The following is a 12,190-nucleotide window of genomic DNA, read 5'->3' as shown; positions in this document are numbered from 1 at the left end:
TAGCATGTTCTTTTTTTTATGAGTTATTATATTGATATTAAATTTACAAAACATTTAGTACAGGCTAATTTAATAGAATATCCATATTAAAATTGGGAAACATAGTATTGAAGTAAATTTCGGAGGGATAAATATGTTTAAACATGAAAAATCATTATTACATGAAGTAAAAGTAGAAAGACCTAATCCTCAATACGCTGTATTATTACAAGAGCAGTTAGGAGGAGCTAATGGGGAATTAAAAGCAGCAATGCAATACATCTCACAAAGTTTTAGAATAAAAGATCAAGAGATAAAAGACTTATTCCTTGATATTGCTGCAGAAGAATTAAGTCATATGGAAATGGTAGCAACAACTATTAATTTATTAAATGGTCATGATGTAGATTATAAGAAGGTAGTTTCTGGGGAAATTCAAGGGCATGTTTTAGGTGGATTATCACCATTATTAATTAATTCGTCTGGATATTCATGGACTTCTGATTATGTATCATGTACAGGAGATTTAGTTGCGGATTTACTTTCCAATATTGCATCTGAGCAAAGAGCTAAAGTTGTATATGAATACTTGTATCGTCAAATTGAAGATAAAGAAGTAAGGGCAACTATTGATTTTCTATTAAATAGAGAAGAAGCTCATAATGCTTTATTTAGAGAAGCACTTAACAAAGTTCAAGGAACTGGATCAAATAGAGATTTTGGTGTTACTGAAGATTCTAAGCTTTATTTTGATTTATCAACTCCAGGACCAGAACATAAAGCACCAGATCCAACAGCACCTTCTTTTAATGATCCAAGAAAATAAATAATATAAAGGAGAATTATCATGCAATTAGCTTCAAACGAATTAAATCAATTAAGTGAATTAATAATGAGCTGTGTCAATTCAATAACATCTATGGGATTATTTAAGAATATGGTTCAAGATCCAGAACTTAAGAGTATATTAGAAACTCATTTACCAGTCCATATTCAAGATTATAATATAAAGGTGGAATATGTTAAAAATGCAATTACACCTACACAAAAATTAAATGTACCAGCATTGAAGAAAACTCTACAAGACTTTACGAAGGCGCCTGTAAATATGACTCAACCTACAACTCCTAATACAAATGCTACAACATTAAATGATAGAGAAATTGCAACATCATATCTTTTAACATTAAAAAGAGCAGGTAGAGAATATGCATGGAGTGCTATGGAAGCAAGTAATCCAGATTTAAGAGAATTTTTAAAAGATGCATTTACTATGAGTTGTAATCATGCTTATGAAGTATGGCAATGGATGGTGAAAAAAGGTTATTATCCACTATGTCCAGCGCCACAAGATGAAATAACCAAAATAGGTAATACTTATAATGAAGTTACCAATCAGCAATAGATTAATTGATCAATATAAAAAGAATATGGCTTCAAGTCATATTCTTTTTTATTACATAAATAATAAAGTTTCGCTTATATATAGAGTATTTTGATTTTAGCTATAAATTTTAAATATACTTATTTTGATGATAAATATATGATATATTTATATATAAGTAAAATTTATAAAAGGAGGAAGTAATATGCCATTAAAGGAAAAAGTTGAAGAACTTAAAGATTATTTAAGTAAATATGAAAAATTAGTACAAGCAATGAATTTAGTTTACTGGGATATGAGAACTAACATGCCAATTAAGGCAGGAGAGTCTAGATCAAAAGTTTTAGAGTATTTGTCAGGGGAAAGCTTTAATACGATTACTAGTCCTAAAGTAGAGGAATTTATAAAGGATTTATCACAATATAAAAATGAAATGAATCATACTGAAGTTAGAATGCTAGAAGAGCTTGAAAGAAATTATAATGAAACTAAAAAAATACCTCAAGATAGATATGTAGCTTATGTTGGTATCTGCAGCAATTCAGAATTAGCTTGGGAAAAAGCTAAAGATGTTAATAATTTTGAAATATTCAAACCTCATTTAGAGAAAGTTGTTGAGTTTCAAAAAGAATTTATTAATTATTGGGGATTTAAGCATGATAAGTATGACACCCTTTTGGATAAATATGAATTAGGATTAACTACTGAAAAATTAGATAAAATATTTGCTGAACTAAGAGATGGAATAATAGAGGTATTAAACAGTATTAAAGCTAGCAATAAAAAGATAAATCGTGATTTTTTATATGGTAAATTTGATACAAATAAACAAAAAGATCTATCATTATATATTTTAAATAAATTGGGATTTGATTTAAAAGCTGGTAGATTAGACGAAAGTGTTCATCCGTTTACAACAAACTTTGGAAATAGAGATGTAAGATTGACTACTAATTATCATGAAGATGAATTTGCATCAGCTTTATTTAGTACTATTCATGAAGGTGGTCATGGTATTTATGAACAAAATATAAGTGATGACCTAGAATCTACTGGACTTCAATCTGGAGCTTCTATGGCAATACATGAATCGCAATCAAGATTTTACGAAAATATATTAGGTAGAAGTAAGGAGTTTTGTTCATATTTGTTACCTATAGCTAAAGAATATTTTGAAGATTTTAAAAATGTTACTTTAGATGAGTTTTATGAAGCTATGAATTATGTTGAACCTTCACTAATTAGAACTGAAGCAGATGAATTAACATATGGACTTCATATTATAATAAGATATGAAATAGAAAAAGAATTAATTAATGGAAGAATAGGCGTAGATGACCTTAAAGAGTTATGGAATAAAAAATATAAGGAATATTTAGGAATTGAACCTAAAAATGATAGTGAAGGAATACTTCAAGATATGCATTGGTCAGATGGGTCTTTTGGATATTTTCCAAGTTATGCATTAGGAAATTTATACGGAGCTCAAATGTTCCATAAACTTTTAGAAGAAAATCCAAATATAATGGAAGAAGTTAAAAATGGTAATTTTACTGAAATATTTAATTGGTTAAAAGAAAAAGTTCATGTACATGGTTCATTATATACTCCTGAAGAACTTATAAAGAATATAACTGGAGAAGAACTTAATTCAAAATATTTTATAGATTATTTGAAAAATAAGTATTATAGAATATATGATGTAAGATAATATTTTAATTAAGGAGCAGCCTTAGAACTCTATTTAATATAAAATTCATTCAATTTAAAGTAAGCTTTATTGTCTTAAAAAAGTTAATATCTTATTTTTATAAAGGGGCTCGCGTTTCGCGAGCCCCTTTTAAACCATTGATTTTGCTTACTTAAAGATTTTTTTATATATCCACTTTTTAAATGAATTTATATTTTATAAGTTATAAGAAAAAGTAATATTAAGCTAAGTAATATTAATAGAAACATATTAGAATAAAGTTAATTTCATAAATAAGATGGTATAATATATACTATAACATTATAAATAGAATTAAAAATGGAGTATTTCAATGGGAAAATTTAAAGAGTTATATATTAAATATTCAAATTTAGATGAAGAAACAAAAAAAATTATAAATTCTTATCCTCAAGAGTTTATTTCAGATAGAAACAATATAAGAGTATCATTATTAGAATATATTCTAAAGTCTAACAAATATATATACGAGCTTAAAGCAATTAATGGGACTGCACATCTTTGGACATGGAGTGATTTTAGGAGGGAATCAAAAGGAAGAGTGCTTAGCTATAAAACTGAATCTAACATAGTATTAAGTCAACTTCTTGAGTTTTATACTGATATAGATATAGATTTACTAAATAAATATGGTTTAGAAATAATTAAAAGGATAAATTGAATTTATTAGGAATACAATAAATTTTTAAAGTAATAGACCATAAATTGTTGAATTAAAACACTCTTAGGATAAACACCCTAATTGTAATATATTGGCATAGATTAATTTAGAATAAATTGATATAATTATATATGCAAATGAAAAAAATTATTAATTAGGTGATTATGTGGAAGTAAAATACAAAAATACAGTAGAGGATTTAATAGAGTTGAATTTTTATCTAAATATGAAGTTAAAGGATAGAAGGTTAAAAAATTATTTTTTCAAATATGGATATATATTAATAATATTACCTGCTTTCTTGTGGTATTTTAATTATAACTATGAAAATTTATATATATTTTCGATTTTTGCAATAATTTTAAGCATATTATGGTTAACTTTTGTACCTATTATTATTAAAGTTGAATTAAAGCATAAATTAGAAAAAAATTATATAACTAATGAATATTTATATAGTAAAAGAGTATTAAAGATAAAAAATGATAAAATTGTTATGTTTAAAAATGATAATAAATCTGAATTAAGTTTTCAAGATATATCAAATGTAATAATTTACAAAAAAAGAATTTTAATATTTGAGGAAAATTTTAATATTTTCGCAATAGTACCTATAAAATCATTTTCCAACGATTGTGAAAAAAACAAATTCTTAAATGCCATAAAAAAGAATTTATGTTAAAGTAAGATTTAATGTAAATTCTTTTTATTTTATTAATATAATTATGATATGGAAAAAATTAATTGCAATTGAATTATTGATGAACTTCATAAATATAAATGCATTAAATAAAATTATTTCCTGGAAAATATTGTAATTAATGATAGGATTTATTGAATAATATCCTAAAGTAAGTATTATATAGCAATTTAAAACATATAGAATTTAGAACAACAGTATCTATTATTGAATTTAAGTATGATGAGATGGAGAAATGAAAATCTATTAGAAAATTACCAAATTTTTAAAGTTAGTATAAAATCTAATAAATTAACGGATATTGCATTAATGGAATAACATATTAAAAGTTACTTTATATATTTTAATAATATCTATTTTAAGGAAGGCGTATTTACTGAATTAAAATAAAATATGAGTAAAAAAGCTAGAGGTTGAGCCTCTAGCATAATATATACTAGCAATTTATGTAGTATCAATATAGATTAAAATACTTAAATCATAATTAATATTGCTAATATAGTACATATCTTTTGAACAGTTACTTTATTTCCGAAAAGAGTTCATGTATATTTCCATCAGGATCTGCAAATAGCGCAGTTCTTTGATTTAAAGCCATTGTTTTAGGTTTATGAATTGGAGTTGCCCCTTTAGAAATTAATTTATTAAAAGTCTCATCTACTTCATCAGGAGTTTTACATGAAAAAGACAACTCAAAAGATTGACCACAAGCTTTATCCTTATATTCATTATTGTAATCGTACATAACTTCACGTGAGCAAAGAGCAAATTTAACTCCTTCATTTTCAAATTCTACATAATTTCCAAGATCACTTTTAATAGTAAATCCAAGAGCACTATTATAAAAATCCTTCATTAAGTTTACATTATTTGTCCAAATTGTAATTAGATTAAGTTTTGTTTTTATCATTATACCCTCCAATCTTAAAGTCTCTATATAATGTAAAGAGAGTCTAAGTTTATTACTACATAAGATAATTATACATAAATAGTAAAAAATGTAAATTAAAAAATGAAAATTTATAAAAAATGTTATTAATTTCTATAAGCGTAATTAATAACAAGATTAATTTAAAAATTACTTAGGTCTTAAATAAGACAATTCTATTGAATGAAACATAAAAAAAATCTATTATACATAGGAAGGAGTGGATATTTTATGAAAGAAAAAAGTTTGCAAGCACACGAAATGTGGAAAGGAAAAATAGAAGTTATAAGTAGGTGTCCTGTAAAAAATAATGAAGATTTAACAATTGCATATACTCAGGTGTATCATATCCGTGTCTAGAAATTGAAAAGGATAAAGATGCTTCATATAAATACACGAGAAGATCTAATTTAGTTGGTGTAATTACTGATGGAAGTGCTGTATTAGGACTAGGTAATATTGGATCTTTAGCTGCAATGCCTGTTATGGAAGGAAAATGTGTATTATTTAAAGAATTTGCTGGTGTAGATGCTTTTCCTATTTGTATTAACAATAATGATGTTGATGTATTAGTAAATACTATAAAACTAATAGAAGGTAGTTTTGGAGCAATAAATTTAGAAGATATAAGTGCACCACGTTGTTTCTAAATAGTACGTAAACACTAAAATTTTTAATTACTTTATAGAAAACCCATTCTAAGTAACTTAACATAGGTTTTTAACTTGATAATATTCTTATAAAATCAATAAAAATATCAATATAAAATTTCTATTAAATTAATATCTTCTATAATATCAATAAATAATTAAAAGGCTTTTTGCCATATGAAATATATTAGTATAAGTATAACAAAAATTAAAACCAAAAGTATAAATTTTTTCAAACTTAATTTATGCTTTAAAAGCATTATAACAATTTCAAGCACAAGGACTAGCATAATTCCTTTTAAACATAATTCAAAAAATAACAAAGGAAATAATAAAAAATAACTTGTAAACTTAAAAAAAGATGCAAAGAGAATTATAGATAAACTTAAGATTATAGTTACTATTAGTGGAAATAACTTATATTTTAATGATTTGTACTTTTTAAAAGCAAAAAATTCGAATAATAAGAATAATACTAATAAAATTAATTTTAGAATATGAATTAAATTGTACAATATTAATCCTCCTATACGTGAATACAAAAACTATAGTTTTTATATAGTATTATAAATTTTCATAATACATTAATTACTAGAACATATTAAGATGTAATAAAAAATTTTTTAATATTTCTATTTGCATAATATATTAAAAATAAAGCTATAGTTAAAAATACTGTTGTAAAAGCATATTCTTTTATATTATTATTAATTAAATTTTTTATAAACTCAATTAATAGTGAAAATCCTAGAGAATTTTCAAATACAATTTCTAGTTCGATAGGATTAAGTTTAAAATGTTTAAAATATGAAACTAGAATTTCTTTAAATGATTTGACTTTTGATAAGGAGTATTTATTTATATTCACTAAAAAGTCATCATGTAAAAATGGAATATACAATAAATTGATAAGATAAATGTAAATTACTCTTTTAGTTATAAAAAAAGATAAAACATTAAGTATAGATAAAATATAAATTTTCCTAATAATAATCACCTTCTATAACAAAATAATGTATAATTAGTAAGTAATATACATTATATCATAGATTGATAAATATGTAATATATTTAGAAATTGTTAAGGGAAAAAATTATGATTTTTAATTACAAATTTGAAAATGACTTTGTTGAAAATAGTAAGTTTAAAGTTATAAATTATAAAGAAGTTATTAGATTTATAAAAATCATAAGAAATACTATCTTTATGATAAAGACTAATAAAGGTGATTATAAGATTTCAGTTGCGAAATAAAAAAATACTGCCGGTTATTAAAATATCGGCAGTATCTTAATTATACTAATTTTATTTACTTATTACATCAAAGTAATTACCTTCAATGATATTATCTGCAATTTTAAACACATCTTTTAAATGTTTTTCTTCATATGCATCTTTTGGAGTACCCATAATATCTCCATTATTTAATATAGTTGCATTTCTATCTGTATTAACTAAAACCCTACCCATAGATGTATTATCAAATTTAGACCTTTCAACACCTAAAAGATAAGAAATTGTAGGTAAGAAGTCAACTTGTCCACCTGCTTTTGAAATAGTGTTAGCTTTTATATCTTTATTATAAATTATAAAAGGTATTTTCTTATCATTTTCTTGCCACCAATCTTCATTTAATGGAGCATCTTTAATTTCTTCTTCATAGAATTTATGAACACCACCATGATCTCCATATATCATTATAACTGTATTATCTAATTGCCCATTCTTTTCAAGTTCATCAATAAATAGTTTTATTGCTTCATCTGCATATCTTACACTTTGGAAATATCCACCTAACATATTATCGTCCAATTCTTTAGGTAGATCTAATAACTTTTTATCTTCTGGCATTTCAAATGGCCCATGACTTGTTAAAGTAGCAATGAAAGTATAAAATGGTTGATTTTCTGATTTTATCTTATCTGCAATTTGTTTTAAGTATGATTCATCAGATAACCCAGGTCCAATAACTTCGTCAACATTAAACTCATTTATATCCCAAAGTTTATCTGCGCCAAAAGATTTATGAGGCTCAGCCCAGTTCCAACTTCCAGGTAATTCTGCATGAGTTGAAATTGTTGTATACCCCTCGTTGTTTAGTATATTTTGTAAACTATTATACTTTGTCCAAGGATATGTTGGGAATGTACTAGTTTCTCTAATAGGGAAAACGGATGTATTAACCATCAAATCGCAATCAGAACTAGTTCCAGAATTATTTTGCTCATAAATATTATCAAAATATAAGCTTTCTGAAAGTAATTTATTTAAAGTAGGTGTAATTTCTTGTCCATAAACCTTTTGATTTATAACAAAGTTTTCTAAGGACTCAACTTGAATAGCAATTAAGTTTTTATCCTTAAGCATCCCGAAATATTCATTATCTGGGAGATCTTCTTTATTATTATCAAACCAAGTTTGTACATCATTAATATCTGAATTTGATAACTCTTTATTTCTTCCCATAAAGTATTTTAAGTCGAATCCATGATATCCTAAAGGACTCATATCACTAAATGTTTGAAAAGGAGCCCAAGATAATCTTAAAAATGATTGTCCGGGTATTTTACCTTTTATATCAATTATATAGTGAGAAATAAAAATGATTAATGCACTTAATGAAAATACTATAGCAGTTTTCACGATTCTTAATGATAGTCTTGAATTATCATTATACTTTCTTAATTTGTCAAATTTAAATAATATAAAGAAAGCTATAAAATCAACAACAAATAATAAATCTACAGCCCTAAAGTTTATTAAACTCTTTCCAATAGGATTAAATATTTCTGGATGAATTAAATGTCTAATTGATAAGAATGTTCCATTATTTCTGTAGTACCATATATCTGCAATAAATAATAATGTAATGATTACATCAATTATTAATGCTGTCCACATTTTACCTTTATATTTAAATAAGAACATAATACTCAATATTAATGTTATTATAAGTAAATGTGCTCCTATAGCAGGAACTCCAAAATACATAGTGGCAAAATTTATACTAGATGAATTTGTAGTTCTAAGCATTGATAATAAAAGCATAGATTTTACTTGAATTATAAATACCATAAGTATAAATAGCCAATTATTTAATGCTATTTTTTTAATTTTATCTTTCATATACTTTCCTCCGAAATAAACTATTTCTACTCAATTTATTTTATCTTAAATATAGAATTAACGCCATATAAAAATTATTATGTCAAAGAAAAGTAATAATTAACTTTAAACAAGTATTATGTTTACACTTTTTAACAATAAATGTATAATTATACTTGAAGGGAGGATAAATTTAAAGTTATAAAAGAAATGTAATAGTTATACAATGAGGTGATTGTTAGTAGAGTTAGAAAAAAGAAATGTAAATAGAATATTTGACGGAAAATATATAAAAATGTTGCTATAAGATATACGATGATTTATAAAACTTACAATTATTTAATTTAGGGAGGAATCATTATGTCTCAAAAAAATAAGCTTTCTCATGAAGCTTATGGTGGAATAAACGGGGAAAATTACAGTCCTTATGTTTCAGTTAAGGATGCGTTACCAGAATTAACTATAGCATCTATATTAGTTGGATGTTTCTTTGCTGCAGTATTTGCAGCAGCCAATGTATATTTAGCATTAAAGGTAGGTATGACTATTGCAGCTATAATCCCTACTTCGATACTTGGAACAGCTCTACTATATTTATTTGGACGAAAAAGTATTTTGGAATCTAATATGGTAGCAGGAATAGCTGGTATAGGAGAATCTCTAGCAGGTGGTATTGTATTCACATTACCTGCCATTGTAATATGGAATGGAGAAATTTCTCTTTTACAAATAGTTACAATAACAATTTTAGGTGGAATTTTAGGTATTTTGTTTGTTATTCCTTTAAGAAAATATCTTATGGTTGAAGAACATGGAAAGTTAGCCTTTCCAGAAAGCATGGCTGCATCTGAAGTTCTTGTTAATTCAACTGTAGGTGGGACTGGCCTTAAAAGTGTTATAACTGGTTTAGCTGGTGGTGGGATATATAAATTTTTGTCAGGTGGACTATTATTATGGTCTGAAAGCCCAACATGGATGATTAATATCTCACAAAGCGGTAAATCTATATTTCAAAGTATGGTTGGTGTTGATGCCTTAGCTTCTCTCCTAGGAGTAGGTTTTATAGTTGGAACAGAAGCTGCACTTTATATGTTTGCAGGTGGTGCAATAGCTTATTTCGGACTTATACCATTAATTAAATTCTTTGGTTCTGGAGCTGCAGCAGCAGTTTTCCCAGCAACTGTTCCAATTGCAGAAATGACTGCTAGCGCTATTAGAGGTGAATATATAAGATATATTGGTGCTGGAGCTGTTGCAGCAGGAGGATTTATAAGCCTTGGAAAATCAATTCCTATAATATTTAGATCCATGAAAGCTGCTTTCTCAGGTATGAAATCTTCAGGAGAAAATGTAAAAAGAACTGACAAAGACTTGCCAATGACTTGGGTAATTGGCGGAGCAGCATTAGTATTTTTATTATCTTGGTTGTTACCGATTACAGGAATTCATCCGGTAGGAGCTTTATTAGCAGTATTATTTTCATTTTTATTTTCTGTTGTATCTGCAAGAATATGCGGAATTATTGGAGCATCTAACAATCCAGTATCTGGTATGACAATAGCAACTTTATTGTTTATAACTGGAATTTTAAAAGCTATAGGAGTTGTTGGTAATAGAGGTATGATAATGGCTTTACTTGCTGGAGCTATAGCTTGTGTTGCAACTGCTGTTGCAGGGGGAACTTCTCAAGCTTTAAAAACTACATTTATATTAGGAGGAACTCCTAAAAATATTGAACTTGGATTAATTGTTGGATTAATAGTTTCAGCAGTTGCAGGAGGTGCTGCAATGTTGTTATTAATCAATATTTATGGTATTGGAGGGGAAACTGGTCTTCAAGCACCACAAGCAACTCTTATGTCAATGGTTGTTCAAGGTGTTATGGATGCACAATTACCATGGACTTTAGTTTTAGTAGGAGCTGCAATAGGTATTGCAATTGAAATATTAGGACTACCTGTATTACCAGTTGCATTAGGAATATACTTACCGATAAATTTAAGTATTGGAATTTTAGCTGGTGGTATAGTTAGAGTTATAGTAGATAAGAAATTTAAACATGATGAAGAAGTAAAGAAAGAAAAAGTTGAAAAAGGTATATTAATATCTTCAGGTCTAGTTGCAGGGGATGCTTTAATTGGTATTTTAGTAGCAGCATTAACAGGCTTTGGACTTAATGAAGTTGTTGGTATAGGACCTAAGTTCTTACCTGCATTAGCTGAAAGTAAAGAGTTTGCATTAGTTATGTTTTTAATTCTAATTTATTTAGTATATAGATATATTATAAGCAATAAGAAAAAGGAAAGTAAAGCTAATTAAATTATTGGAGAATAATAATGTTTAATAATAAAAGTAAAAAACAAGAAAACTTCTTACTTTATATACCAGTAAAAAACCATAAAACTTTTGAAGAAAAAAACAATAGAGTATATTTAATATTTCATCATGATAAATTAGCAGAAAGAATAGCTAGAAAGCTATTTAAAAAGCCAGCTATTACCGATATAGAATTAGATGAATTAGGAAGCGAAGTCTGGAGATTAATTGATGGAAATAAAAATATTCTTCAAATAATTGAAAAAATGAAAGAAAAATTTGGACAAAAGTGTGAACCTATTAATGAAAGATTAATTTTATTTATTCGCTATTTGAATAAAAGAAACTGGATAAATTTTAAGAAAAGCATATAATTTAAAAAAGCTAGAGTTAAATACTTCTAGCTTTTTTAAATTATATTTCCATTGCTACCATGGTCTAAAAGTAATAGGCATAAAGAAATTCATAATAGACAAGTATTTATTATAGGCTTTTACATTATAAAAATGAGTCATGCTTAAATGATTAAATAGAGTAGAATAAGAATTAACTGCAACTGATAAAATGATAAGGCATTCATTATGGATAGAGGCTATAGGCGTTTAAATTAAAGGATTAATGAAGGTTTTATAAATTATTTTATAACAATAGCATTAACAATTAAATATAATATACTATCATTAATTATAAGGAGTTTTATTATGGAAAGTCCCTAAGTTAACACCTTTGATAGTTTTT

General features: G+C 25.9%; 10 protein-coding genes and 1 pseudogene. 9 read left to right on the top strand and 2 right to left on the bottom strand.

The window, feature by feature from the left end; genetic code table 11:
• Positions 1 to 133: 133 nt before the first annotated feature.
• From I2E83_RS00520 to I2E83_RS00500, 5 genes are all read left to right on the top strand, one after another.
• Positions 134 to 805, top strand: coding sequence for a manganese catalase family protein (locus I2E83_RS00520; protein WP_195263090.1), 672 nt, complete (start codon positions 134 to 136; stop codon positions 803 to 805).
• A gap of 21 nt (positions 806 to 826) precedes the next feature.
• The gene (locus I2E83_RS00515) at positions 827 to 1,384 is read left to right on the top strand and encodes a spore coat protein (RefSeq protein WP_195428197.1); all 558 of its coding nucleotides are present in this window, start codon (positions 827 to 829) and stop codon (positions 1,382 to 1,384) included.
• A 184-nt stretch (positions 1,385 to 1,568) separates the two neighbouring features.
• Positions 1,569 to 3,074, top strand: a complete 1,506-nt coding sequence (locus tag I2E83_RS00510; RefSeq protein ID WP_195428196.1) for a carboxypeptidase M32 — start codon at positions 1,569 to 1,571, stop codon at positions 3,072 to 3,074.
• 331 nt (positions 3,075 to 3,405) lie between these two features.
• Positions 3,406 to 3,753 (top strand): hypothetical protein, encoded by a 348-nt coding sequence (locus I2E83_RS00505; protein ID WP_195428195.1) that lies wholly within the window; start codon positions 3,406 to 3,408, stop codon positions 3,751 to 3,753.
• Between the two features lie 166 nt (positions 3,754 to 3,919).
• Positions 3,920 to 4,435, top strand: a complete 516-nt coding sequence (locus I2E83_RS00500) for a hypothetical protein (RefSeq protein WP_195263094.1) — start codon at positions 3,920 to 3,922, stop codon at positions 4,433 to 4,435.
• Between the two features lie 538 nt (positions 4,436 to 4,973).
• Here the strand turns inward: I2E83_RS00500 and I2E83_RS00495 are convergent.
• Positions 4,974 to 5,360: a VOC family protein gene (locus I2E83_RS00495; protein WP_195263199.1), complete on the bottom strand. Its 387-nt coding sequence runs from the start codon at positions 5,358 to 5,360 to the stop codon at positions 4,974 to 4,976.
• Between the two features lie 252 nt (positions 5,361 to 5,612).
• Between I2E83_RS00495 and I2E83_RS00490 the strand changes: the two are divergent.
• Positions 5,613 to 6,028: pseudogene (locus I2E83_RS00490) on the top strand (NAD-dependent malic enzyme); the annotation flags it as partial.
• 1,098 nt (positions 6,029 to 7,126) lie between these two features.
• Positions 7,127 to 7,285 carry a hypothetical protein gene (locus I2E83_RS00485; RefSeq protein WP_195263095.1) on the top strand — a complete coding sequence of 53 codons (159 nt, stop codon included), beginning with the start codon at positions 7,127 to 7,129 and terminating at the stop codon, positions 7,283 to 7,285.
• A gap of 51 nt (positions 7,286 to 7,336) precedes the next feature.
• Here I2E83_RS00485 and I2E83_RS00480 read toward each other — a convergent pair whose 3' ends face one another.
• Entirely contained in the window at positions 7,337 to 9,157 is a 1,821-nt protein-coding gene (locus tag I2E83_RS00480) for an LTA synthase family protein (protein WP_195428194.1), read from the bottom strand.
• Between the two features lie 339 nt (positions 9,158 to 9,496).
• Between I2E83_RS00480 and I2E83_RS00475 the strand changes: the two genes are divergently transcribed.
• The gene (locus tag I2E83_RS00475) at positions 9,497 to 11,455 is read left to right on the top strand and encodes an oligopeptide transporter, OPT family (RefSeq protein WP_195428193.1); all 1,959 of its coding nucleotides are present in this window, start codon (positions 9,497 to 9,499) and stop codon (positions 11,453 to 11,455) included.
• Positions 11,456 to 11,472: 17 nt separating this feature from the next.
• Positions 11,473 to 11,826, top strand: a complete 354-nt coding sequence (locus tag I2E83_RS00470; protein WP_195263098.1) for a PqqD family protein — start codon at positions 11,473 to 11,475, stop codon at positions 11,824 to 11,826.
• Positions 11,827 to 12,190 lie beyond the last annotated feature (364 nt).

This window comes from Clostridium sp. D46t1_190503_E9, from assembly GCF_015555225.1.
Classification (GTDB): domain Bacteria; phylum Bacillota; class Clostridia; order Clostridiales; family Clostridiaceae; genus Clostridium.
This window is presented reverse-complemented; position numbering and strand designations above follow the sequence as displayed.

What these genes read in the sequence shown, in the direction of transcription:
- I2E83_RS00515 (WP_195428197.1), top strand. Translation starts at nt 827, where the DNA reads ATGCAATTAGCTTCAAACGAATTAAATCAATTAAGTGAATTAATAATG.
- I2E83_RS00505 (WP_195428195.1), top strand. Translation starts at nt 3,406, where the DNA reads ATGGGAAAATTTAAAGAGTTATATATTAAATATTCAAATTTAGATGAA.
- I2E83_RS00480 (WP_195428194.1), bottom strand. Translation starts at nt 9,157, where the DNA reads ATGAAAGATAAAATTAAAAAAATAGCATTAAATAATTGGCTATTTATA.
- I2E83_RS00475 (WP_195428193.1), top strand. Translation starts at nt 9,497, where the DNA reads ATGTCTCAAAAAAATAAGCTTTCTCATGAAGCTTATGGTGGAATAAAC.
- I2E83_RS00510 (WP_195428196.1), top strand. Translation starts at nt 1,569, where the DNA reads ATGCCATTAAAGGAAAAAGTTGAAGAACTTAAAGATTATTTAAGTAAA.
- I2E83_RS00470 (WP_195263098.1), top strand. Translation starts at nt 11,473, where the DNA reads ATGTTTAATAATAAAAGTAAAAAACAAGAAAACTTCTTACTTTATATA.
- I2E83_RS00485 (WP_195263095.1), top strand. Translation starts at nt 7,127, where the DNA reads ATGATTTTTAATTACAAATTTGAAAATGACTTTGTTGAAAATAGTAAG.
- I2E83_RS00520 (WP_195263090.1), top strand. Translation starts at nt 134, where the DNA reads ATGTTTAAACATGAAAAATCATTATTACATGAAGTAAAAGTAGAAAGA.